Origin of the sequence: Streptomyces sp. T028 (assembly GCF_048159505.1) — a bacterium.
Lineage (GTDB): Bacteria > Actinomycetota > Actinomycetes > Streptomycetales > Streptomycetaceae > Streptomyces.
Window position 1 is genome coordinate 15,914 of record NZ_JBLRVZ010000072.1, and the last position, 22,695, is coordinate 38,608.

General features: G+C 69.8%; 23 protein-coding genes and 4 pseudogenes. 9 read left to right on the forward strand and 18 right to left on the reverse strand.

What is annotated here, in order from left to right:
- Window positions 1-27 precede the first annotated feature (27 nt).
- The 3 genes from ACLZN2_RS46960 to ACLZN2_RS46970 are packed head-to-tail and all read left to right on the forward strand — an operon-like array spanning window position 28 to window position 1,113.
- Window positions 28-333, forward strand: a complete 306-nt coding sequence (locus ACLZN2_RS46960; protein WP_416986186.1) for a three-helix bundle dimerization domain-containing protein — start codon at window positions 28-30, stop codon at window positions 331-333.
- The gene (locus tag ACLZN2_RS46965) at window positions 330-497 is read left to right on the forward strand and encodes a hypothetical protein (RefSeq protein ID WP_416986187.1); all 168 of its coding nucleotides are present in this window, start codon (window positions 330-332) and stop codon (window positions 495-497) included. Before ACLZN2_RS46960 ends, ACLZN2_RS46965 begins: the two co-directional genes overlap by 4 nt.
- Before the next feature lie 10 nt (window positions 498-507).
- Complete coding sequence (locus ACLZN2_RS46970; protein ID WP_416986188.1) at window positions 508-1,113, forward strand: class I SAM-dependent methyltransferase; 606 nt, start codon at window positions 508-510, stop codon at window positions 1,111-1,113.
- Window positions 1,114-1,129: 16 nt separating this feature from the next.
- On the opposite strand, the gene ACLZN2_RS46975 is transcribed toward ACLZN2_RS46970, so the two are convergent.
- Window positions 1,130-1,810 (reverse strand): peroxiredoxin, encoded by a 681-nt coding sequence (locus tag ACLZN2_RS46975; protein WP_416986189.1) that lies wholly within the window; start codon window positions 1,808-1,810, stop codon window positions 1,130-1,132.
- A 275-nt stretch (window positions 1,811-2,085) separates the two neighbouring features.
- On the opposite strand from ACLZN2_RS46975, the gene ACLZN2_RS46980 reads away from it, so the two are divergent.
- Window positions 2,086-2,376, forward strand: a complete 291-nt coding sequence (locus ACLZN2_RS46980; protein WP_416986190.1) for a hypothetical protein — start codon at window positions 2,086-2,088, stop codon at window positions 2,374-2,376.
- Window positions 2,377-2,697: 321 nt separating this feature from the next.
- Here ACLZN2_RS46980 and ACLZN2_RS46985 read toward each other — a convergent pair whose 3' ends face one another.
- From ACLZN2_RS46985 to ACLZN2_RS47000, 4 genes are read right to left on the reverse strand one after another with little or no spacing between them, the layout of a single operon-like run.
- Complete coding sequence (locus tag ACLZN2_RS46985; protein ID WP_416986191.1) at window positions 2,698-3,018, reverse strand: PIG-L deacetylase family protein; 321 nt, start codon at window positions 3,016-3,018, stop codon at window positions 2,698-2,700.
- A gap of 1 nt (window position 3,019) precedes the next feature.
- Window positions 3,020-3,493 carry a DsrE/DsrF/DrsH-like family protein gene (locus tag ACLZN2_RS46990; protein WP_416986192.1) on the reverse strand — a complete coding sequence of 158 codons (474 nt, stop codon included), beginning with the start codon at window positions 3,491-3,493 and terminating at the stop codon, window positions 3,020-3,022.
- 17 nt (window positions 3,494-3,510) lie between these two features.
- Window positions 3,511-3,828, reverse strand: coding sequence for a TusE/DsrC/DsvC family sulfur relay protein (locus ACLZN2_RS46995; protein ID WP_416986193.1), 318 nt, complete (start codon window positions 3,826-3,828; stop codon window positions 3,511-3,513).
- A gap of 17 nt (window positions 3,829-3,845) precedes the next feature.
- Window positions 3,846-5,087 carry an NAD(P)/FAD-dependent oxidoreductase gene (locus ACLZN2_RS47000; RefSeq protein ID WP_416986194.1) on the reverse strand — a complete coding sequence of 414 codons (1,242 nt, stop codon included), beginning with the start codon at window positions 5,085-5,087 and terminating at the stop codon, window positions 3,846-3,848.
- Window positions 5,088-5,364: 277 nt separating this feature from the next.
- Between ACLZN2_RS47000 and ACLZN2_RS47005 the strand changes: the two genes are divergently transcribed.
- From ACLZN2_RS47005 to ACLZN2_RS47015, 3 genes are read left to right on the forward strand one after another with little or no spacing between them, the layout of a single operon-like run.
- Entirely contained in the window at window positions 5,365-5,817 is a 453-nt protein-coding gene (locus ACLZN2_RS47005) for an OsmC family protein (protein ID WP_416986195.1), read from the forward strand.
- Complete coding sequence (locus tag ACLZN2_RS47010; RefSeq protein ID WP_416986196.1) at window positions 5,814-7,508, forward strand: aminotransferase class V-fold PLP-dependent enzyme; 1,695 nt, start codon at window positions 5,814-5,816, stop codon at window positions 7,506-7,508. Before ACLZN2_RS47005 ends, ACLZN2_RS47010 begins: the two co-directional genes overlap by 4 nt.
- Before the next feature lie 52 nt (window positions 7,509-7,560).
- Window positions 7,561-7,932, forward strand: coding sequence for a thioredoxin family protein (locus tag ACLZN2_RS47015; protein WP_416986197.1), 372 nt, complete (start codon window positions 7,561-7,563; stop codon window positions 7,930-7,932).
- 51 nt (window positions 7,933-7,983) lie between these two features.
- On the opposite strand, the pseudogene ACLZN2_RS47020 reads toward ACLZN2_RS47015, so the two are convergent.
- Window positions 7,984-8,378 (reverse strand): annotated as a pseudogene (locus tag ACLZN2_RS47020) (rhodanese-like domain-containing protein); the annotation flags it as partial.
- 62 nt (window positions 8,379-8,440) lie between these two features.
- On the opposite strand from ACLZN2_RS47020, the gene ACLZN2_RS47025 reads away from it, so the two are divergent.
- On the forward strand, window positions 8,441-8,728 hold the full coding sequence (locus tag ACLZN2_RS47025) for a metal-sensitive transcriptional regulator (RefSeq protein ID WP_416986198.1): 288 nt from the start codon (window positions 8,441-8,443) through the stop codon (window positions 8,726-8,728).
- A gap of 18 nt (window positions 8,729-8,746) precedes the next feature.
- Here ACLZN2_RS47025 and ACLZN2_RS47030 read toward each other — a convergent pair.
- Together ACLZN2_RS47030 and ACLZN2_RS47035 are read right to left on the reverse strand one after the other, a co-directional pair.
- Window positions 8,747-9,473, reverse strand: a pseudogene (locus tag ACLZN2_RS47030) (sulfite exporter TauE/SafE family protein).
- A pseudogene (locus ACLZN2_RS47035) lies at window positions 9,456-9,821 on the reverse strand (rhodanese-like domain-containing protein); the annotation flags it as partial. The pseudogenes ACLZN2_RS47035 and ACLZN2_RS47030, both read right to left, overlap by 18 nt.
- Before the next feature lie 176 nt (window positions 9,822-9,997).
- Here ACLZN2_RS47035 and ACLZN2_RS47040 point away from each other — a divergent pair.
- Window positions 9,998-11,101, forward strand: a pseudogene (locus tag ACLZN2_RS47040) (IS110 family transposase).
- 23 nt (window positions 11,102-11,124) lie between these two features.
- On the opposite strand, the gene ACLZN2_RS47045 reads toward ACLZN2_RS47040, so the two are convergent.
- The 10 genes from ACLZN2_RS47045 to ACLZN2_RS47090 form a co-directional block, all read right to left on the reverse strand.
- Window positions 11,125-11,658 carry a TerD family protein gene (locus tag ACLZN2_RS47045; RefSeq protein ID WP_416986199.1) on the reverse strand — a complete coding sequence of 178 codons (534 nt, stop codon included), beginning with the start codon at window positions 11,656-11,658 and terminating at the stop codon, window positions 11,125-11,127.
- 385 nt (window positions 11,659-12,043) lie between these two features.
- Window positions 12,044-12,331: a hypothetical protein gene (locus tag ACLZN2_RS47050; RefSeq protein ID WP_416986200.1), complete on the reverse strand. Its 288-nt coding sequence runs from the start codon at window positions 12,329-12,331 to the stop codon at window positions 12,044-12,046.
- 537 nt (window positions 12,332-12,868) lie between these two features.
- Window positions 12,869-16,579 (reverse strand): S8 family serine peptidase, encoded by a 3,711-nt coding sequence (locus ACLZN2_RS47055; RefSeq protein ID WP_416986201.1) that lies wholly within the window; start codon window positions 16,577-16,579, stop codon window positions 12,869-12,871.
- Window positions 16,580-16,831: 252 nt separating this feature from the next.
- Window positions 16,832-16,981: a hypothetical protein gene (locus ACLZN2_RS47060; RefSeq protein ID WP_416986202.1), complete on the reverse strand. Its 150-nt coding sequence runs from the start codon at window positions 16,979-16,981 to the stop codon at window positions 16,832-16,834.
- A gap of 537 nt (window positions 16,982-17,518) precedes the next feature.
- Window positions 17,519-18,100: a dihydrofolate reductase family protein gene (locus ACLZN2_RS47065; protein ID WP_416986203.1), complete on the reverse strand. Its 582-nt coding sequence runs from the start codon at window positions 18,098-18,100 to the stop codon at window positions 17,519-17,521.
- A gap of 242 nt (window positions 18,101-18,342) precedes the next feature.
- Entirely contained in the window at window positions 18,343-18,591 is a 249-nt protein-coding gene (locus ACLZN2_RS47070) for a hypothetical protein (protein ID WP_416986204.1), read from the reverse strand.
- Between the two features lie 70 nt (window positions 18,592-18,661).
- Complete coding sequence (pstB, locus tag ACLZN2_RS47075) at window positions 18,662-19,645, reverse strand: phosphate ABC transporter ATP-binding protein PstB (RefSeq protein WP_416986205.1); 984 nt, start codon at window positions 19,643-19,645, stop codon at window positions 18,662-18,664.
- A 7-nt stretch (window positions 19,646-19,652) separates the two neighbouring features.
- On the reverse strand, window positions 19,653-20,564 hold the full coding sequence (pstA, locus tag ACLZN2_RS47080) for a phosphate ABC transporter permease PstA (RefSeq protein ID WP_416986206.1): 912 nt from the start codon (window positions 20,562-20,564) through the stop codon (window positions 19,653-19,655).
- On the reverse strand, window positions 20,564-21,514 hold the full coding sequence (gene pstC, locus ACLZN2_RS47085; RefSeq protein ID WP_416986207.1) for a phosphate ABC transporter permease subunit PstC: 951 nt from the start codon (window positions 21,512-21,514) through the stop codon (window positions 20,564-20,566). Before pstC ends, pstA begins: the two co-directional genes overlap by 1 nt.
- Window positions 21,511-22,452, reverse strand: coding sequence for a PstS family phosphate ABC transporter substrate-binding protein (locus ACLZN2_RS47090; RefSeq protein ID WP_416986208.1), 942 nt, complete (start codon window positions 22,450-22,452; stop codon window positions 21,511-21,513). Before ACLZN2_RS47090 ends, pstC begins: the two co-directional genes overlap by 4 nt.
- Window positions 22,453-22,695: the final 243 nt, after the last annotated feature.

Sequence of the window (22,695 nt, forward strand, 5' to 3'; positions counted from 1 at the left end):
CCGTAATCCCATCTCAGGGGGTACAAGGTGATCTCCCGCGCCATCGTCACCGACCGGTCCGTCCAGCCGGGCAGCCACTGCCCCGACACCCGACCGGCCGGCCCGCGGACACCAGCAGCGGAGCAACGCGCCCGCGAGGACGTCCGGGCTCGGCTCATGCGCCGGTTCCCGGACATCCCGTCCGAGACACTGGCGACGGCGACGGCGGAGGCGTTCGCGCTCTTCGCCGACGCCCGCGTACAGCACTACGTACCGGTTCTGGCCTTCAAACGCGCCGCGGAGCAGTTGTCCCGCCGCGTCGTCACGCGGGGCGAGGCAGGCGGTGAGCCATGAGACCGACCCCGAAGTGCGTTCTCGACCGGTCCCGCCCCTGCAACGCCTGCATTGCCCCGGACCCCAGCACCTGCCCCTACCCGTATCTGCTCGCCGGGGACAATCCAGAGGACCAGGACGACGGCGACAGCACGGGCGAGGATTCAACCCACGCACAGGAATGAGGTGCACACGATGGACGCAGCGGGCTGGGACGAGCGGTACCGCGGCAGCGAACTGGTCTGGAAGGCCGAGCCCAACCGCTTCGTCGCCGAGGAACTGGCCGGTCTGGAGCCGTCCGGGCGAGCGGTCGACCTCGCCGCCGGGGAAGGACGCAACGCCGTCTGGCTCGCAGAGCGAGGCTGGGAGGTGGACGCCGTCGACTTCTCCGCCGTAGCGCTGGAGAAGGCCGAGCGGCTGGCCGCAAAACGGAGTGTGCGGCTGCGTACCGTCCACGCCGATCTCACTCTCTGGGCGCCCCCGGAGGCGACGTACGACCTGGCCCTGATCGCATATCTGCATCTGCCGTGGCCGGAGATGACCGAGGTACTGACCCGGACCGGCACCGCCGTGCGCGAGGGCGGGACACTGCTGCTCGTCGGCCATCACGCGGCGAACCCCGAGCATGGCCACGGCGGGCCGCAGGATCCGCGCGTGCTGTACACGCCTGAGCAGGTGGCCGACCTGTGGCGGTCATACGCCGGCATCCTGCGAGCCGAGACCGTCACCCGGCCGGTGACCGACGCCGAGGGCAACAGCCGCACGGCCCTCGACGCCCTCGTCCACGCCGTACGGAGATGACCCCGGCCGGTGCGGGTCAGGCCGACGTGCCGGGCTTCGTCGCCAGATACCAGTCGGTGAGCTTGACGCTGCCGTCGGCCAACCGGGCCTCCAGTTCCGCCTGGGTGCGCGGGGCGCCCAGGACGACATCCTCGCCCTGGTGCCAGTTGGCCGGGCAGGAGACGCCGTCGCGGTCGGAGGTCTGCAGGGCGTCGAGGAGTCGCAGGATCTCGGGGATCATGCGTCCGGCGTTCATCGGGTAGTAGAGCACCGCCCGGACGGTCTGCTCCGGGTCGATGACGAAGACGGCCCGTACGGCGGCGGTCCCCGAGGTGTTCGGGTGGAGCATGCCGTAGGCACGTGAGACGCGCATGTCCAGGTCGGCGATGATCGGGAACGGGATACGCACGCCCAGCCTCTCCTCGATCGCGCGGGTCCACGCGAGGTGGCTGTGGACGGAGTCCACGGAGTTGCCCAGCAGGGCGGCGTCGCGGGCGGCGAACTCGTCGGCGAGTTCGGTGAAGGCGACGAACTCGGTGGTGCAGACCGGGGTGAAGTCCGCAGGGTGACTGAAGAGCACCAGCCACCGGCCCGCGTAGTCGGACAACCGGACGGGCCCGTAGGTGGATTCGGCCTGGAAGTCCGGTGCCGGGTCGCCGATGAGCGGCAGGCCGGCGTGGGCAGGCGGGTTCGGCTGGGACTGGTCGGAGACGGTCATCGAAGGATCCCTCCCGGACGATCACGGATTCGGATACCCCCTACGGTATTCATGCGGCCGGGGCCCACAGAGGGCCGGAGGGCACCGCCTGCTCCCCCTTCGCCTCTTGCGCGGCACTCCGCCGGGTCACCCGTATCGCCAGGGAACGGCTGCCTGTGCGCGAAGGGAACAATGCGGCCTTGCGTGACGCTGTCACTAATACCCCTCCGGGTATTCAAATCGCGGTCGACATCCGCTGGGGACTGTTACCGGTTCAGCCGAGGAGCGTGAGGACGATGGCGACGGCAGGACGTGACCGGCCCCCGACGAGCGAGGACAACGGCTTCGTGACCACCTGTGGGCGCAGGATCGCCGTGCGGTGCCTGCGGCTGGCGCCCGCCGAGCAGCCCATCAGCCGGGTCGCCCTGGACGTGGGCCGAGACCAGGGCGGCGAGCCGGGCGTGTGGGCGGCACTCACCCCTGGCGAGGCACGTGACCTGGCCCGCCTGCTCCTCCTGCACGCCGGCCTGGCCGAGCACGGCACCGAGCCCGTCGGCCCGACGTGCAAGGACGCCCCCTCGCCTTGACTCAAGCGTGCGTTCGCGTCACTACGGCACGTGCAAGTACTCCCGGTGGCCCAGGAGTTCCAGACGCCTCCGGAGCGCCGGGTTGACGAGCGACTGACTGGCGGCACTCGGACGGGTCACGTCCGAGGAAGGATGTACCGAACTCGGCGTTCAACTGTTCCGCCAGGCACCACGGCAGGGTCCACGCCACGACGGCGACACCCGCTCGGCGGGCGGCGAACAGCACGGCGCTCGTGGCGCGTTGATGGTCCCGGTGCCCGGTGATGCCACCTGTGTCGAACATGAGCAGGTGCGCGGGGCGCTGCTCGCCGATGAGGCGGGTCACCTCCGCGGCGAGCCGGGGCACGGGACGCTGTCGAGAGCTCCGTCCGGGTAACCGCCCAGTTCCACGCGCTCGACGCCCAGTTCCCTTGCGGCGCAGGCGAGTTCACCCGACCGCACGATTCGCAGGTCGCCATGCCTGCTGTGCGGCGTGGACGACTCACCATGGGTGAAGCGGAGCACGGCCGTGGGCACACCGGAGCCGGACAGCAAGGTGAGCAGGCCGCCCAGGCCGAACGACTCGGCGTCGGGATGGGCGAGCACCGCCAGCACACGTCGTATCCCGTCCGGCAGGCCGCACCCGGCACCTGTGCTGCTCATCTCAGGTGTAGATGATCTGGCCGCCGGCCGCGTGCTCGTAGAACTCGCCGACCGTGATGACGCCCTGGACCTGGTCGACCAGGTCGTCCTTGTCGAGCTCGAACAGATCGACGGACGCCTTGCAGGCGTAGATGCCGGCGCCGGTGTCGGAGATCATCTCGATGAACTCGGGGATCGGCGGGATGTCGAGCCTGTCCATCTTGCGTTCCATGTAGCGGGTGACCAGGTCCGGGACGCCGGGCATGCCGCCCAGCAGGGTGGGCAGGTGCAGGCCCGGGTTGCCGACCGTGGCCAGCTTGATGTGCTCCCAGTGCTTCTTCGTGACCGCGTCCAGTCCGAAGAAGGTGAAGAACAGGTCGGCCTCGATGCCCTCGGCGCGGGCGCCGTTGGCCATGATCAGGGCCGGGTAGATCCCCTCCAGGGATCCCTTGGAGACGATGATCGAAACCTTCTCGATGGTGGCGGTGTCAGCCATGGCGGGCCCTCTCCTTCTCAGATGCAGCCGCGAGGCTTGGGGATGCCGGCGATCTTCGCGGCCGCCTTCGCCGGACCCTTGGGGAAGAGCTGGTAGAGCTCCTTGACGCTGACGCCGGAGGTCTTGCCGAGGACGCGCACGGTGGGGCCGGTGCCCTTCTCCGCGTACTGGGCGCGCATGAAGCGGATGACCGTCCAGTGCCGGTCGGTCAAAGTGTCGATGCCGAGTTCCTTGGCGATCTGTTCGGCCATGGGCTCGGTCCACCGTCCGGGGTCGGTGAAGAAGCCTTCCTCGTCGACCGGGACGGAGGTGCCGGCGTAGGTGGCGGTGGGCATGACGGTGCTCCTTTGGTTCAGGCGTTGACGTGGTGCTTGCCGTGCTCGGGCATCGCCGAGCCGATGCCGGGAAGCTCCCTGCCGGGCAGCAGGCTGTGCCAGTACAGCCACTCGAAGGCGAGCTTGCCGAGATGGGCGGCGTGCGACTCCTTCAGCAGCGGCAGCCCGACCGGACCCGGGAAGTGACCGGGCAGCGGCTCGGTGTCGTAGTTGAAGTCGATCAGCAGCGCCTTGTGGAAGCCGGTCTCGACGAAACAGTTGGCGTGCCCGTCGAAGGAGGCGTCCAGCGACCGCCCGGCCAGGAAGCGGCCGATGTTGTGCACCAGCACCTCACCCTCGAAGTGCGCCACCGAACCCGCCTTCGACGCCGGCAGACCCGCTGCGTCGCCGATCGCGAACACCTCCGGACGGCCCGGGTGTTGCAGCGTGTGCGGATCGACGGGCACGAAGCCGAGCTCGTCACCCAGGCCCTCGGAACGGCCCACGTACTGCGCGCCGCCGTGCAGCGGGACGACGACCGCCAGGTCGAACGGCACCTCCCGTTCGTCGTACGACACCAGTCGGCCGCCGGCCCCGTCGACCTCACCGAGCGTGAACTCGGTGACCAGCTCGATACCCTTCTCCTTCAGCAGCCCGCCCAGCGCCTTCGCCGCCACCGGCTTGGTGAACGCCCCGTCCAGCGGGGTGACATAGGTGAGCTGAACCTTGTCCCTGATGCCTCGCCGCTGGAAGTACCAGTCGGCGAGGAACGCGAACTCCAGGGGTGCGACCGGGCACTTGACGGGCAGGTCGGCCACGTCGATCACCACCCGGCCGCCGTCGAAGCGCTCCAGCGCGTCGTGCAGGCCGGCCGCGCCGGGCAGGTCGTAGAAGGTGAAGACCTTCTCGCCCCAGCCGGGACCGGTCAGCCCCTCGGTCTCCTCCGGCAGCAGCGTCGCTCCGGAGGCGACCACGAGGACGTCGTACGGCAGCCGGATGCCACCGGCGAGGTGCACCGCCCGCGCGTCCAGGTCGACCCCTTCGATCCGCGCCTGCTTGTAGTCGACGGCCGCGTCCAGTTGCCGTGGACGGGAACGGACGAGGTGATGCGGCTGGGCGAGCCCGAACGGCACGAACAGCAGGCCGGGCTGGTAGAGGTGGTCGTCGTCCTGGTCGACGACCGTGACCCGCAGATCCCGCTCGGCGTACGTGCGACACAGACGGTTGGCCGTCATGGTTCCGGCGGTTCCGCCTCCGAGAATCACGATGTGTTTGCCCATGGCCCCACTGTCGTGCGGGAGATGACAGCCGGGCAGGGGCCGCTGGTCCCCAGTCGTGTACCCGCCGGGGTATGACTTCGGCCGGGCCAACCGGCCCCAGGACCGATTTGCCCACCATGAACGCCCTGATAGAATACCCGGCAGGGTATATCGCCGCGCAACCAGGCACGAGGGCCGAGCGGTCCCCGGCGCACCCCGTCGGCCCTCACCCCGCCCCCGCACTCAGTGGTCGACTGGAATCCGGAGCAGCCGACACCAGCGAGAAGGGCGCCCGGCCATGACCGGTAGCACACCGCAACCCCTCAGCACGAACCACCCGCGCCCCCTGGACGTGCACCGTCTCGAGGTCATCCACGTCGACGGGGACGCCTACACGGTGGACGTCCGCGGGCACCGCCTCCACGTCGACCAGCCCGCCGAGGCGGGCGGCACGGACACCGCACCCACCCCCACCGAGCTCTTCGCGGCCTCACTCGCCACCTGCGTGGCCTTCTACGCGGGCCGCTACCTCCACCGGCACGGCCTGCCTCGCGCCGGCCTGCGCGTTCGCACGGAGTTCACCATGGCCACCGACCGCCCCGCGCGTGTCGCCTCCCTGCGCCTCGTGGTCGTTCCACCGCCGGCACTGTCCGAGCAACAGCGGGCGGCCCTGCTGGCCGTGGCCTCGCACTGCACCGTCCACAACACCCTCCACCAGCCGCCCGAGACCGACATCGAGCTGGAACCATGAGTACGGCCTTCCTGCCGGCCGTGTCGGCACTGCTGGACCGCATCCGCGGCGGCCTGATCGGCGACGACGAGGTCCTGGACGGACCGTACGGCCCGAAGCGGATCGTCTACGCCGACTACACCGCCTCCGGCCGCTCCCTCGACTTCGTCGAGGACTTCGTCCGCGAGCAGGTGCTGCCCCGCTACGGCAACACCCACACGGAGAGCTCCAGCACCGGCCTGCAGACGACCCGGCTGCGCGAGGACGCCCGACGGATCATCCGCGACGCGGTCGGCGGCACCGAGGACGACCTGGTGATCTTCTGCGGCTCCGGCGCCACCGCGGCAGTGAACAAGCTGGTCGGCATTCTGGAACTGCGCCGCCCGGACCGGCCGCCGTCGGCCGAGCGGCCTGTGGTGTTCGTGGGCCCCTACGAACACCACTCCAACGAGTTGCCGTGGCGGGAGTCCATCGCCGACGTCGTGGTGGTCGACGAGGACGCGGACGGCCACATCGACCTCGCACGGCTGGAGGCGGGGCTGCGGCGATACGCCGACCGCCCGCTGCTGATCGGCAGCTTCTCCGCGGCCTCCAACGTCACCGGCATCCTCACCGACACCGACCGCATCGCGCGTCTGCTGCACACGTACGGCGCGCTGTCCTTCTGGGACTACGCGGCGGCGGCACCGTACATCCCGATCCGAGTGGCTCAGAGCGCTCCGGGCGCCGGGGACCACAAGGACGCGCTGTTCCTGTCCCCGCACAAGTTCGTCGGCGGGCCGCAGACCCCGGGAGTGCTCGTCGTGCGGCGCGAGCTGGTGCGCAACCCGGTGCCCACCGCCCCCGGCGGCGGCACGGTCGCCTTCGTCGATCCCCTCGGCCACCGCTACCTCGACGATCCGGTGGCCCGCGAGGAGGGCGGCACCCCGGCGATCACCGAATCCATCCGGGCCGGGCTCGTCTTCGCTCTGAAGCAGGCGGTCGGCACCGACACCATTCAGGCAGCCGAGGAACGCCACTGGCGCCAGGCCCTCGCGGCCTGGGAGCGCAACCCCGGCCTCCAGGTCCTCGGCAACCACCACGCCCGCCGACTGTCCATCGTCTCCTTCCGCATCCGCCACGGCGAACGCGCCTACCTGCACCACAACTACGTCGTCGCCCTGCTCAACGACCTGTTCGGCATCCAGGCCCGTGGCGGCTGCTCCTGCGCGGGCCCCTACGGCCACCGCCTGCTCGCCATCGACGCCCCCACCTCCCACGCCCTGCTCGACGAAGTCGTGCACGGCTGCGACGGCATCAAACCCGGCTGGACCCGCGTCAACTTCAACTACTTCATCAGCGACACCGTCCGCGACTACCTCATCGACGCCGTCGAACTGATCGCCACGCACGGGCACCGACTGCTTCCCGACTACCGCTTCGACCCGCACACCGGACAGTGGCACCACCGAGACGGCCCCGTCGACCCTCCGCTGCGGCTGACCGACGTGCGCTTCGGCGTCGACGGGCGGATCACCGCCCCCGCACCCCGCCATCGCCGGCTGGGCGAGGAGGCACTGGCCGGTCAACTCTCCCGTGCCCGTGCGGTGCTGACGGCCGGTCCCGACAACCTGGACGACGGCCCCACCGGGCTGCCGGCCGACTTCGAGCGCATGCGCTGGTTCCCGCTGCCGCCCGTCTGCCTGGAACAAACCCGGGCCGACACCGGTTGAACCGAGCAGACGAAGATACCCCACCCGGTATCTTGAGAGGAGAGGGAATCCCATGCCGACCGTCGAACTGACCAAGGACAACTTCGAGGAGACCGTCACCGGCTCCGACATCGTGCTGATCGACTTCTGGGCCGCGTGGTGCGGACCGTGCCGGACGTTCGGCCCCGTCTACGAGAAGGCGGCCGAGCGCCACCCGGACATCGTCTTCGGCAAGGTCGACACCGAGGCACAGTCCGAACTCGCCGGCGCCTTCCAGATCTCCTCCATCCCCACCCTGATGGCCGTCCGTGACCGGACCGTGCTGTACGCCCAGCCGGGCGCGCTGCCGCCGCAGGCTCTGGATGAGCTCATCGGCAGGATCCGGGCCGTCGACATGGAGGACGTGCGACGGAAGGCCGCCGCGGGCTCGGCAGAAGCGAACTGAGGGCTCAGGGCACCCGCGGCGTCGGTGCGGGTGCCCCGGACCTCGAGGGGTTCAGCGGCTGCGGAGAGCCGTGAGCGCGGCGTTCAGGTCGGTCGCGCGCGGGCGGTTGTGCGGCAGCTTGCCGAGGACGGCCGCCATGCCGCAGGTGTTGGTGAGGGCGGAGAAGACCAGACCGCCCGCGATGCCGGCCGAGATCAGCAGGAGGGCCGGATGCACGAGCAGGCCCAGGACTGTGCCGAGGAGTGCCAGGGCGCCGGCCGCGAACCGGACCTGGCGTTCCATGCTCCAGCCGGCACGCGTGTCGCGGGCCGTCGGTGTGTGCAGGTCGTGCCCCTCGGCGGCCCAGGCGCCGGACGCGCACACGACCAGGACGTCCTGTTCAGGGCACCCGGCAGGTGACCGGTGGCGTACTCGGCGGGCGTGCGGACGTCGATGACGGTGAGCTCGGTCGACGGCGTCCCGAACCGGGACGTACAGTACCCCTAGGGGTATTTTTCGAGGAGTGATCGTGGAACTGGAGCTCGAGGGTGCGGACCTGAAGGCCGTGCTGAACCGCCTGCGCCGGGCGCAGGGTCAGATCTCCGGAGTGATCCGGATGATCGAGGAGGGACGCGACTGCGAGGACGTCGTCACGCAGCTCGCCGCCGCCTCGCGCGCGCTGGACCGGGCCGGTTTCGCGATCATCGCGACGGGCCTGCAGCAGTGCGTGACCGACATGGAGGCCGGGCGCGAGAACGGCGAGGACCCGGAGGCGATGCGCGCCCGGCTGGAGAAGCTGTTCCTGTCCCTGGCGTGATCATGCACGGTGGCCGCCTCAAGCGACCGCGTCGATCAGCATGAACGCGGCCACGACCAGCAGCACCAGGGCGAAGACCCGCTGAAGCGTGTGCCCGGAGACTTTCACGGCCAGTCGCTTGCCGTCCCAGGCCCCGAGAATCGCAGCCCCGATGAAGGGGCCGACGACGGCCCAGTCGAGCCTCTCGACCGTGCCGGCCCGGGTCGCCGGCGCGGCCAGTGAGTTGACGGTGATGACCAGCAGGCTGGTGCCCACCGCGTTCCGCATCCGCGTGCCCAGCACACCGACCAGCGCCGGTACGGCCAGGAAGCCGCCGCCGACGCCGAGGACACCGGTGACCGCGCCGAGGCCGGCACCGGCCGCCGCGGCCCGCCCCGGCCGCACCGTTCCGGCATCCTCCGCGGCCGGACGGGCGCGCAGCATGCGCAGGGCGGCCGCTCCCGCGACCGCGGCGAAGCCCGCCGTCAGTACGGCCTCCGGGATGCGGGCGGCGAGCGCGCCGCCGAGCATCGCAGGGCCGATCCCGGCCGCCGCGAACAGCAGTCCCGTACGCCACCGCACGTTGCCGTCGCGGGCGTGTGCGACCAGCGCGGTGAGCGACGTGAGCGTGGACGATGACCAGACTCGCGGTCGTCGCCCCGACCTGGCTGAAGCCGAGCAGGTAGATCAGCGCGGGGACCGCCAGGACGCTGCCGCCGCCCCCGAGCGCGCCGAGCGCCAGGCCGCGGCCGCGCGCATCCACCACCGGCAGCCCCGCTCCGGCCCGGTCACGCATCCCGCCGATCACGTCCACGGCCTGCGAGCCACGGGCGACGAGCAGTTCGGCGGCCTGCCGGGAACGGTTGCCGGAACGGCAGATCACGACCAGGGGCCGCGCCTGCGCGCGAGCGGGCAGCCCCGCCCCGGCGGCCAGAGCGGACAGCGGCAGGTGCACGGCTAGCGGTGCATGGCCCGCCTGCCACTCGTAGGGCTCGCGCACGTCCAGCAGCACGGCGTCACCACCGCCTTCGGTGTTGTCGTGCCCGGTGCGTACGGCCGCCCCCTGCACGCTCACGCGCCCGGGGCCGCTCCGGGCCCGTCGGAAGATGCTCATCTCGGTTTCCGGCTCCTGTTCGTCACGTCGTCGGGGAAGACCGGCGGGCCGCTGTGGCGTGCGGCGCCGTCAGGGGGTCCGGAGGGCGAGTCCCGCCTTCTCGGCCGCGTCCACCGCACGAACCCCGCTCGGGAGGATGGGTTGGACGACATCGACGACGTGGCGTCTTCCTCGGCCTGGACGTCGGCAAGAGCGCCCACCACGGGCATGGGCCGACTCCGGCCGGCAAGAAAGTCTTCGACAAGCAGCTGCCCAACAGCGAGCCCAAGCTGCGGGCCGTCTTCGACAAGGCCGCGAAGTTCGGCACCGTGCTGGTGATCGTGGACCAGCCCGCCTCCATCGGCGCCCTGCCCCTGACCGTCGCCCGGGACGCCGACTGCAAGGTCGCCTACCTGCCCGTACTCTCGATGCGGCGGATCGCCGACCTCTACCCGGGCGAGGCGAAGACCGACGCCAAGGATGCCGCGGTGATCGCCGACGCGGCCCGGACCATGCCGCACACCCTGCGCTCGCTCCAGCTGACCGACGAGATCACCGCCGAGCTGACCGTTCTGGTGGGCTTCGACCAGGACCTGGCGGCCGAGGCCACCCGCACCTCCAACCGGATACGCGGCCTGCTCACCCAGTTCCACCCCAGCCTGGAACGCGTCCTCGGCCCGCACCTGGACCACCCCGCGGTGACCTGGCTCCTGGAACGCCACGGATCCCCGGCCAGCTTGCGAAAGGCCGGCCGCCGCAGGCTCCTCGAGGTGATCCGCCCCAAGGCCCCGCGCAGGGCCATCCGGCTGATCGACGAGGTCTTCGACGCACTCGATGAGCAGACCGTGGTGGTCCCGGGAACCGGCACCCTCGACCTCGTGATCCCGTCCCTGGCCCGCTCGCTCGCGGCCGTCCACGAACAGCGCCGGGCCCTGGAAGCACAGATCGGGCAACTGCTGGAGGCTCACCCTCTTTCCGCGGTCCTGACCTCGATTCCGGGGGTCGCGGTCAGGACCGCCGCCACCTTGCTGGTCACTGTCGGCGACGGCACCAGCTTCCCCACCGCCGCCCACCTGGCCTCCTACGCCGGCCTCGCCCCGACCACAGGTCGTCGGGAACCTCGATCCACGGCGAACACGCGCCCAGAGGCGGCAACCGGCAACTCAAACGCGCGATGTTCCTGTCCGCGTTCGCCGCCCTGCACGATCCCGCCTCCCGCACCTACTACGACAAATGCCGGGCCAGAGGAAAGGCGCCGCGACGGCACCTTCTACGAACCCAGAACCCCACACCTCGCTTGACGAAAGACATAGAGGCACCCCCCTCAGAGCGACGGGGTCGAGCCCATCTCCACACTGAAGGCCACCGGGTCGCTGTCGAACCCGCGGACCATTTCGTGGAACTCCCAGACTCCGGAACCGTCCCTGGTGAACTCCACGACGGTGCCGGCGGTTGATCCGGCGATCTGCGCGAAGTCGTCCTTCAGTAAATCCGTGTACCCCTCGACGACGAGGACTCCGGCGTTCGACAGGTCACCGAAGGTCTTGGGCCCGCTGCTCTGGTGGATCGCCACCCCTACGACCACGCGGGCGAAGGAGGGGGCGAGGCGGTCGAGTTCCAAAGTCATCGCCTCGACGTAGCCGAAGCCCTGACCGGTCTGGCTGTGCCGGCTCATGTTGATGGTGCCGTCCGGCGAGCGGCTGTCGTAGTGGACGATGTAGACCGGCCGCCCGCACGGCGCTTCCGCCGAGTAGGTCGCCGCGATGATGTCGAGGTGATGAGGCGGCTGACCCAAGGGACTCGGGTCCCACTTCAGCCGTACCTCGACCTTCCCCAGCCCCTTGCTGCCGCTGCTCACCGTGCTGCTGCCTCTCCCGCTGCCGAGCCATCACGGGCTGTCCCCGCATGTCAAGTATGGTTCTTTGTCGCTCCGTTGATGCCTCCGGGCTGCAGGTCAGCTGCCGCCGTCACTTCAACACACGCAGTGGACGGGGAGGGATCGGCTGTTCGAGCGGCGCAGGGCCCACGCGGCTCGAACCAGGGGCCCGGTTTTTGCAGTCGGTCACCTGCCCGACCTGAGCCATGAGAACCCCGGCCCGGCTTCCGTCGCTGTCAAAGAAGCCGCGAGGCGGCGAACTCACCGAGTGCCAGTGGGCGTTCAACAAGGCCATCCACGTGGGACTTGAATACGCACCTGAGCCGGCCTGAGAAGCTGTCTGAGCCCCCCGGGTTCCGGTGCCCGCTCAAAACAGTTCTAGCTCCTCGCCGCTGGTGTCCGCGATGACGGGCCGGGACTGGGCGGGGAGGCCGTCCAGGCGGTCGGGGCCGGCCGCGGCGGCCACGGCGGGGGCCGTCTCGGCCAGCCAGAAGCGAAACCGCTCGGCGGCTTCGCGGTAGGGGACTCGCGCCAGGACACGGTGCTCACCGGAGGGGCAGCAGTCGACGGCGACCGTGAGCAGACAGGAACGGGGCGCGTTCTGACTGCCCGTCCAGGACCGGACGCCCACGGACGGTCCGTCCGAGCCTCTCATCTGCCACAACAGCCCCTATCAGCAGGGTGCCGACTGTAGCTGTTTGCCAGGTGGAAGACCTCCCGGGCCGCGTAGCGTTTGAGGGCAACGCACGATTTCGCGCCGGGTCTTGCCCTCCTGGATGCGGCGCTCGTAGTAGTCCTGGGTACGCGCGTCGACGGGCAGGCGGGTGAACACGATGCGGTGGAGCGCGGCGTTGGCCTGCCGGTCGCCGCCGCGGTCGAGGCGACGGTCGTTTCGCCGTCCCGAAGGCCCAACGTCCGACACCGTGTGATCGAGACACTTCAGTCAGACATGTCATAGGCAAGCGGCGCGATCAGGGGTCGCCAGCGGCAAGAGAGGCGAGCTGAGCGCCGACCTCGTCGGCTGCCTCACCGATAGCCTCGAGCTGCCTCGGTCACTATCTCGGGGCCTTCCAAGATCACAACGAGTCCCGCGCTCTCGGCGCCGACCCGGGTGCACCAGCTCACCCAGGGCGCCGACGGGCGGGACCGCCGGCTGCGGCCCCGCCCGTGCTTGGTGCTGTGTGAGATGACGTCAGCGCAGGCCGAAGGCCCGGGTGATGGTCTGCGAGACGTCGTTGCCGGCGCTGTCCCGGGCGGTGACCCGGAGGGTGGCGAAGCCGGCGGACTTGGGCGCGTGCAGGCCCGTCCGCCATCCGGCACCGTCGCGGGTCAGGTCGGCCCGCTGCCAGGTCTTGCCGTCGTCGTAGGAGACCTCGAGGGAGGGCTTCCCGATGGCGGCCGTTGTGCCGGGCAGGTGCGAGGGGGTCACCGTCAGTGTGGTGCGCCGGTCGGCCCGGCCGGCCCTGTCGGTGTCGACCCCGTAGTCGAGCTGGATCAGCGGCAGGGCGTCGGCCGCGTCGGCTCCGCCGGCGGCGGAGGTGAAGTTCCACTCGGTCAGGGTGTGCCGGGAGTACGGGTTGGCCCAGGACCCCCGGTCGTTGTCGAGCACCAGGCGGTAGGGCAGCCGCTCGGGGGCGAGCCCGGTGACCGCAAGCCACTCGTTGTTGCCCCAGTTGAGCTGCCGGTCTCCCTGGTAGAGCGACATCCAGTCCTTGACGGCGGAGTTGCCGTGCGCCTGGCCGACGTGGCCGCTGCCGGAGTCACCCCAGCTGGGCGCGGTGATGTACATCCCGTCGAGGTAGCGCACCGGCTGATAGCCCATCGGACCCATCCGGGGCCGTTGGATCGGTCCGAACCAGCGAACCTCGGCGGTCTTCCCGGCCGGGTAGTGCAGGACGCCGATCGAGTGTTGCATGGTCTCGGAAGCGATAATCGCGTCCTCGACCCATTCCGCGTCGGCGGTGACCCAGTCGGTGCGCTCCCCCTGGGCGGGGGCCGTCACCTGGTTGGAGACCGTCCAGCCGCGCCAGACGTCGGTACGGAACTCCATCGCCTTGCCCGGCCGGTAGTTGCGGAACGAGACGTTCACCCGGCCGAGGTCGCTCCGCTCCACACGCCAGGTCGGGTCCGCGGGGACCGCGCCGGACCAGTGGTGGACCACGTCGTAGAGGTAGTCGGTGGTGGGGTGCGAGGTGACCTTCAGCTTGTCATCGCCCCGCTGAAGCGCGGCAATCAGGTCGGCGCCCTGGTCGGCGTTGAGGGTCGCCACCGTCAGCGGAGCCGGGCTCTCGGGGCTCCAGGCCGTCTCGTCCCAGGGTTGCATGCGGCCGATACCGTCGTTGACGACCAGCAGCACCTGCGCGCCCGCTGCCGCGGCGGCTTCCGCCTGCGCTTGGATCCCGGCGGAGTTGCTGCCCCGCACCACCACGGCCTTGCCCCGCACACTGTGCCGGGCGAGCTCCCCGGCGGAACCGTCACCGGAGTAGACCGCGGTCAGGGTCCGGGTGCCGGCCGGCAGCGGCGTGGCCGCGCGCTTGACGAGCGGGTCGGCGAATTCCTCCGTCCGCGTGCCCACGGTCAGCGCAGGCTGCTCGAGGCGGAAGCGGGCGCCGACCTCGAACTCACCGTCGGTGACCTTCTTGCCGGTCGGCAGCGCCCAGAGGCTGTCGTACGAGGGGTCGGGCAGCATGGAGGTCTCGAAGGAGCCGTCGGCCCACGTCCGCCGTACGTCCAGCCGCGGCGCGACAGGAGTGCCCTGCTTCGGCACGCGCGCCAGGATCTGGCGGGCCTTCCGCCCGTCCAGGGTGACGGTGCGGTCCTGATCCAGCGTCACGTCGGTGAAGCCGAGCAGCGCCATACCCCGCGAGTGGGGCCCGTTGGCACCCTGTACGTCAGAGATGAGCCATCCGCTGTAGTCGCCGGCGGGCAGCCGCGTCGTGCCGGTGCCGGAGCCGTCGAGCTCGACCGCCGTCAGAGTGTGCTCCGAGATGACGACGGCGTGGCCCGAGAGCGGCCGGCCCAGCCGGTCCTTCGCGACGATGGTCAGGTTCTGCCGCTGCTCCTCCTTGGCGACGCCGATCAGGGTGCGGGCACGGACCACGCCGCTGTCGTCCGTACCGGTGATCACGCCGCTGATCGCCTGGCCTGCCGACAGCCGGTCCAGGTCCGCGGTCAGGGAGACCACCGCGGTGTCGTGCGCGGGAACGGTCACCCGGCTGTCGGAGAGGGTGAACAGCCCCGCCGGGGCGGTGGAGTCGATCGCCAGGTCCAGAGTGACCGGAGCGTCGCCGGTGTTGGTGTAGGTCACCTTCCGGACGTCGGTCCCACCGGGATTCTGGGGCCACGGGTGGAAGCCGGAGAAGGCGCTCGCTGTCGCGAAGACCGTGCTGTGCGCCGCCGCCAGGGCGTCGACCCGGCCGCTGCCTGCCTCGTAGGGGGTGTACGACGGCGTGGCCTTGGCGCTGCTGACCAGCGCCTCCTTCAGCTGCTGGCCGGTCCAGTCGGGGTGGGCGGCGGCCAGCAGCGCGGCGGCGCCCGCGACGTGCGGCGTCGCCATGGACGTGCCGCTCATCGTCGTGTAGTACCCGGAGCCCTCCCCGTACTGGGAGCGGGCCGCCAGGATGTCGACGCCCGGTGCGGTGATCTCGGGCTTCAGCCCGGCGTCTGTGCCGCGGGGGCCCGTGCTGGAGAAGCCGGCGAGGTGGTCCGAGGAGTCCACGGCACCGACGGTCAGCGCCAAGTCCGCGGCGCCGGGGCTGCCGATGGACTGCGGGCCTTCGTTGCCCGCCGCGATGACGAACAGCGCGCCGGTCTCGCGGCTGAGCTCGTCGACCGCCTGGCTCATCGGATCGGTGGCGTCGCCACCGCCGCCCAGGCTCATGCTGACGATCTTGGCCTGCCGGTCCCGCGCGGCCCACTCCATGCCCGCGATGATCCACGACTCCTGGCCGCTGCCACGGCCGTTGAGCACCTTGCCGATCTCCAGCCGAGCGCCGGGGGCGACACCCCGCTCCTTGCCGTCGGAGGCGCTGCCGGTCCCCGCGACCGTCGACGCAGTGTGGGTGCCGTGCCCGTGGAAGTCGGTGATCTCCGGCTCTTCCGGGATGAAGCTGGCGGTGGCGTCCACCTGCCCGGCAAGGTCAGGGTGTTCGGTGTCCACACCCGTGTCGAGCACCGCGACCTTCACGTCCTTGCCGGTGTCGCCCTCCGCCCAGACCTTCTCCGCGCCGATCTGGGCGGTCGAGTCGGCCAGGGCGGCCTTCACCTTGCCGTCGAGCCAGACCTTGGCGACACCGCCCGCGAAGGCGGGGTGCGCCGACCGGGCGGCCGCGCCGGATCCACCGGTGAGTGCGGACCAGAACGCCTCGGCCTGCGCGCGGTTCTGCGTGACAGCCGCGCCCTGGATGCTGTCCAGGCGGCGGACGACGGTCGAGCCGGCCATCTTCGGCTGGGTCCGGGACCGCGCGGCGGCGTCGGTGTAACGGACGATCAGCGGCAGCCGGGTGGTGTGCGCGTCGTCGTAACCGTCGGCGATCAGCTGGGTGACGTTGAACAGCTGCTTGTCCAGCTTCCCGGCGGTGACGTACGGCAGTACGGCGTCGGGATAGACGTAGTCGGCTCCGTCGACGACGGCGCGGTGGAAACCTGTGGTGGTTCCGTTGACGCCCTTGAAGGACCGGACGGCGGTGCCGTCGGCGGCGGTGCCGATCGTCACCTTGTCGCCGGTGATCAGGGTGACGGTGTGTGTGCCGGCGCCTCCGGGTGCCTGGTGGGCGGCGGTGGGCTGCACACGGCCGGCCGGGTCCGCGGATATCGCGGCGGTGGCCGGCATGACCCCGAGCGCCAGGGCGGCGACCACGATGAGCGCGATCGGCCCGGACCGGGGGACGAGAATCTTGGGCAAGACGACTCCTCAAGCGCTGCCAAGAGTGGACCCCGATACTCTTGCCGGGCTTCTCCTCGCTAAAGAGGCCGACGCCGTCGCTCTTGCGCCATGGCGCCTTTGCGCCACCGGGGAACTCCCCGACCGATGGCCCCTCCGTGTCATCGGCCCCGACCCTCGCGCAGGAGAACCCGTCCCCCTGGTACTCCAGTTGCGGTTCTCCAATTCCACTGATCACGGCGCCTGTCTCGAGCGTAGCGGCCTGACGGGTAGTCAGAATGGCCTCCGGTTCGCGACGCCTTCGATCGGGGAGTCGTTGCTGCCGAGGGCCGGCTTCCAGTACACGCCGGTGGCCTCCATGCCGACCACGGTGATCTGCTCGGCGAGCAGCCAGCCCCGCATCGCCAGCAGGCCCGAGGTCACCGGTACGGAACCGCCCGGGTGCCGCCTCCGGTGATGTGGTCCTCACCGCGGGAGATGAGCCTTTCGTAATCGCGCACGTTTCTGCGCGCTCTCGTGATCCACGAGAGCGCCCGCCCCCAGCCAACGACTGCACCTGCTCGATGAGCGCGTCCTCACTGCACGTGTCCAAAAACGCAGCAAGAGCCGCACGTCGCTGCATCCCGGCGGCGCTCAGGGGACGATGTGGGTTCTTGGCCGGCACCGAGACGGTGTTCGTTCCGATGTGCCGCAGGTATCACCCTGGAGAAGGACTCCGGCGGGTGCGCAGGTCCCTCGTGCGGCTCCGCCAGCAACTGCTCAAGCACGCCCGCGACCCAACGGTGCCGCGTCGAACCGTCATGCTCCCGCTCCATGTCGGCCGGGACCGTCCTGTTCCGCATCGACGATCACTCGGTCGACGATCCTCGAGTGACCATCAGTGCGGTTCGCGAACGCAGCCGGAGGCCCGATCTTGTGTCACCGTTCGCAGTGGATTTCTTCGCGTACCGCTCAGATCGGTCAACGGCGCACCCGATAGCGCAGGTGAAGCACCCGGTTGCCCTGAATCACCACGTCAGGATCCTCCAACAGGTGCTGCGCGTCGACCGACCCGAAGTAGCGCTTGCCGGACCCGAACACCACGGGTACGACGTCCATGCGCACCTCGTCGACCAGGCCTGCTGCAAGCACCTGGCCACCGACGTCGCCGGCGGCGACCTCGACCAGGCGGTCACCCGCAAGCTCCTGCGCCTTGGCCACGGCTGCCTCGACGCCGTCGACGAAGTGAAACGGCGCCTCGGGGTCCCAGCCCTCGGGCGCCGGCCGGTGCGTCACGACGACCACGTGGTCGATCCCGCTCGGAGGCTTCCCGTCCCAGCCGTCCGTCATGTCGAAGACGTGGCGGCCGGCGATCGTCGCCCCGATCTGGTCCCAGTACGGCCGGGTGTAGTCGTAGGACGTCTGCGACACCTTTAGCGCGCCGCTCTCGTCCAGCGGGACGTCACCGCTGGTCAACCAGTCGAACAGCGGTCCGGGCTGGTCGTTCTCGTCCGCGATGAAGCCGTCCACCGACACCGTGCTGTACATGACCACCTTGCCCACGGGGCTCTCCTCTGCTGTGGGGTGCCTCAAACTAACGTGTCGTGAGCTGTCGCTCCTGTGGGAAATCAATCGGCCGGCAGCGGCCAGCCGTCCAGCACGTGGCCGGGATGTTCGCGCAGGAACCGCCGCCGGACTTCCACGTACCGGGTCGGCGTGAGCTCGGTGAACGCGCCCAGGTCAGCGTTGCGTGCTGGACGAGGACGAGCTCGTTGGGACCTGACACCGGTCGGGGACGAGCTGGATCAGCTGTCGGGCCGGCGGAAACTCAAACGGGTGTACCTGTACCTGGTTGCACGAGTCTTGCCGACACCCGCGTCGAGCAGGGCCATGGGCCCACCGGAGTGGAGCGAACCGATGACGTTCGTCAGCGCCTGCGGCGTCTCCGTCGCGACCTCGGCCGCACCGCCGACAGCCAGGAGCACCTCGATACCGGCCGTACGATGCGCCGGTATCGGCTCCAGCAGTGTGCGGGCCAAGGCCGTCATGTCCATCGCCGCAGCGTCTCACGGCCTGCTGACGACCGCGTGACCAGCGCCTTGCTGTCCTCGGATCCGGGGGTCATCAGCCGAATCGGCCCGAGATGTAGTCCTCGGTGCGCTGGTCGGAGGGGGTGGAGAAGATCCGCTCGGTCTCGTCGTACTCGACGAGCCGGCCGTGGCGTTCGCCGTCGTCGTCGACGACCGCGGTGAAGAAGGCGGTGCGGTGCGAGACCCGGGCGGCCTGCTGCATGTTGTGGGTGACGACGACGATGGTGAACTCCTGGGCCAGGTGCTCCATGAGGTCCTCGATCTTCGCGGTGGCGATCGGGTCGAGGGCCGAGCAGGGTTCGTCCATGAGGATCACCTCGGGCTTGACCGCGATGGTGCGGGCGATGCACAGCCGCTGCTGCTGGCCGCCGGACAGGGCGAGCGCCGAGGTCTTGAGCTTGTCCTTGACCTCGTCCCACAGCGCGGCGTGGGTGAGCGTCTCCTCGACCAGGTCGTCGAGGTTTCCCTTGAAGGCGCCCACTCTGGGCCCGTACGCGATGTTGTCGTAGATCGACTTGGGGAACGGGTTGGGCTTCTGGAAGACCATGCCGATACGGCGGCGCACCTCGATCGGGTCGACGTCCCTGCCGTACAGGTTTTCGTTGTGGTAGCGGATCTTCCCGGTGACGCGGGCGGTGGGGATGAGGTCGTTCATCCGGTTGAAGCAGCGGATCATGGTGGACTTTCCGCAGCCGGAGGGGCCGATCATCGCGGTGATCTGGCGGTCGCCGATGGTCATGTTGACGTCGCGGAGCGCCTCGTGGTCGCCGTAGAACACCGACAGGCTGCCGACCTCGAAGACCGGGCTGGTCAACGGCGGCGCGTCGCGGAAGGAGACCTGCGGGGAGGTCGTGCCACTGGTGGCCTCGGCGGCGTCGGCGGCTTCAGCGGCTTCAGCGGCTTCGGGGATCTCCGAGGGCGGGATCTCGGCGGCCGTTCGCGAGGACTGGAAGACCCGTCGGCGAAGACGCTGAAGGCGTCGGGAGGGTTGCGAGGGTGGAGAGGGCTGTGCGGTCATGGCGCGGTCACCAGCGGTGGGAGTAGTGGTTGCGGAGCCAGATGGCCAGGGAGTTCATGGCCAGCAGGATCACCATGAGGATCACGATCGCGGCGGCGGCGAGTGAGACGAACTCGGCGCGGGACTGGCTGATCCAGTTGAAGATCTGGATCGGCAGCACGGTGAAGGCACTGTCCGGGCCGGTCGGGTTGAAGGTGATGAAGGTCAGCCCGCCGAGCAGCAGCAGCGGGGCTGCCTCGCCGATGGCCCGGGACAGGGCGAGGATCGAGCCGGTGGCCATGCCGGGCACGGCCGCGGGCAGGACCTGGCGCCAGATGGTCTGCCACTGGGTGGCGCCCAGCGCCAGCGACGCCTCGCGGATCGACGGCGGTACGGCCCGGATCGCCTCCCGCGAGGCGATGATCACCGTGGGCAGTACCAGGAGCGACAGCGTGAGCGAGGCGGTGAGCACGGTCTGTCCGAAGCCGAGGCCGCGGGAGATGATGCCGAGCCCGAGGATGCCGTAGACGATCGACGGGACCGCCGCCAGGTTCTGGATGTTGATCTCGATCGCGCGGTTCCACCAGCGCTTCGGATCGGCGTACTCCTCCAGGTGGATGGCGGTGAGGATGCCGACCGGCAGGCAGTACAGCGCGGTGAAGCCGATCACCCAGATGGTGCCCATGATCGCCGACTGGGCGCCGGCGTTGGACGGGTCGATGATGTCGGGGAAGTGGGTCACGATCCGGGTGTCCAGCCGGGGCCACGCCTTCACCACGATGTACACGAGCAGGCAGCCGAGGAAGACGACGGCGACGGAGAGCGAGGCCCACAGACCGAGCTGGAACAGCCGCTCCCGCCAGGGAGTGCCGTCACCCCGGAGCCGTCGCTCCTCCGGGACACCGGCCTGCGGTGCCTTGTCGGCCATGGGGGTGCCCATCACTCGTACACCTGCCGGTACCTGCGGACCAGGCGAATGCTGACCAGGTTCATCACCAGCGTCATGACGAAGAGCAGCGCGCCCACGGCGAAGATCGTCTGGTAGCCGATGGAGCCGGTCGGCAGGTCGCCGATGCCGGCGGCGGCGATGAACGCGGTCATCGTCTGCATGCCTTCGAGGGGGTTGAAGGACAGGTTGGGGCGGCCGCCGGCGGCGATCGCGACGATCAGCGTCTCGCCGATCGCGCGGGAGACGCCGAGCACGATGGCGGCGACGATGCCGGAGAGCGCGGCCGGGAAGACCACCCGGGTGGAGACCTGCATACGGGACGATCCGAGGGCATAGGCGCCGTCACGCAGGTCGTTGGGTACGGCGTTCATGGCGTCCTCGGAGAGCGAGGCGATGGTCGGGACGATCATGATGCCCATGACGAAGCCCGCCGAGAGCGCGTTGAACACCTCCGGACCTTCGCCGCCGGGCCAGATGTCCTGCAGCAGCGGGGTGACGGCCTGCAGCGCGAAGAAGCCGTACACGACGGTGGGGATGCCGGCGAGGACCTCCAGGATCGGCTTGAAGAACGCACGGACCCCGGGCCTGGCGTACTCGCTCAGGTACACCGCCGCGCCCAGCCCCAGCGGTACGGCGACCAGCAGCGCGATCAGGGTGACCATCAGCGTGCCGGTGACCAGGGGCAGGACGCCGAAGTGCGGCGGCTTGAACAGCGGCGACCAGTCGGTGCCGGTGATGAAGTCGCCGAAGCTCACCTTGCCGAAGAACTCGGCGGCGGGCGGGATGAGCGCGATGACGATGCCGACGGTGGTCAGCACGGAGACCAGCGACGCGGCGACCAGCACCACCCTGACGGCCTTCTCCCCGTAGCGCGGCTGGGACCGCCCGAGGAAGCCGGGGCTTCCCCGGGCGGCCGTGGGCCCGCTACGCCTGGAGATCATGACTGGTGCTGCTCCTTCAGTTTGTTCCAGTCCTCGTTCAGCGCGCTCTCCTGCTGACTGTTCAGGGGCACGAACTGGGCCTTCTCGGCGATGTCGGCGTTGTTCTCGACGTAGAAGTCGACGAACGCCTCGACCTGTGCCTTGTCCAGCGAGGACCCCTTCGGGTAGATGAACAGCGGCCTCGACAGCGGCTTGTAGCTGCCGTTCTGCACGGTCTTGGTGGTCGGCTCTACGCAGCCGTCACCGCCGTTGATCTTCACGACCTTCAGCTTGTCCTTGTTCTCCTCGTAGTACGACAGGCCGAAGTAGCCCATGCCGCCCTTGGAGCCGGACACGCCCTGCACGGTGACGTTGTCGTCCTCACTCGGCGAGTAGTCCGTACGGGAGGCGCCCTCCTCACCGTTGATCGTCTCGGTGAAGTAGTCGAAGGTGCCCGAGTCGGTGCCCGGGCCGAAGAGCTCCAGCTCCTGGTCCGGGAACCTGGAATCGACCTGGTTCCAGTTGTCGACCTTGGAGCCGGGTTCCCAGATCTTCTTCAACTGTGCGACGGTCAGGCACTGCGCCCAGTCGTTGTCCTTGTTCACGACGACCGACAGCCCGTCGTTGGCGATCTGGAGCTGCGCGTACGAGATGTCGTTCTTCTGGCAGGCCGCCTTCTCGTCGTCCTCGATCGGACGCGAGGCATCGTTGATGTCGGTCTCGCCCGCGCAGAACTTCTCGAATCCACCGCCCGTACCGGAGGTGCCCACCGTCACCTTGACTCCGGGGTTCTCCCCCTGGAACAGCTGGGCCGCCGCCGTGGTGAGCGGGGCCACCGTGCTGGAGCCGTCCACCCGGACGGTGCCGGACAGGTCTCCCTCCACACCGCCCTCGCCGGAGTCGGAGCCGCTGGCGGAACCAGCGCACGCGCTCGCGGTCAGCAGCACGGCAGCCGCCAAGGCCGCAGGGGCCGCCGGTCTACGCAACGAAGCGTGAATACGCATATGACTCTCGATCCTCGCGTTGGACATCTCTCCGTTCAATATGATCTACGCGGACAAATTCCTCCACTCGGGCACATGCATAGAAAATCAGCGCAGCCAGGTCCCCGTACCGCGCCCTCGGCATCGCTCACGCCGCCGAGGATCCGGTAGACGATCGACAACAGCAGGGGGGCCGCAACTCCGCGAACTCCTCCACCC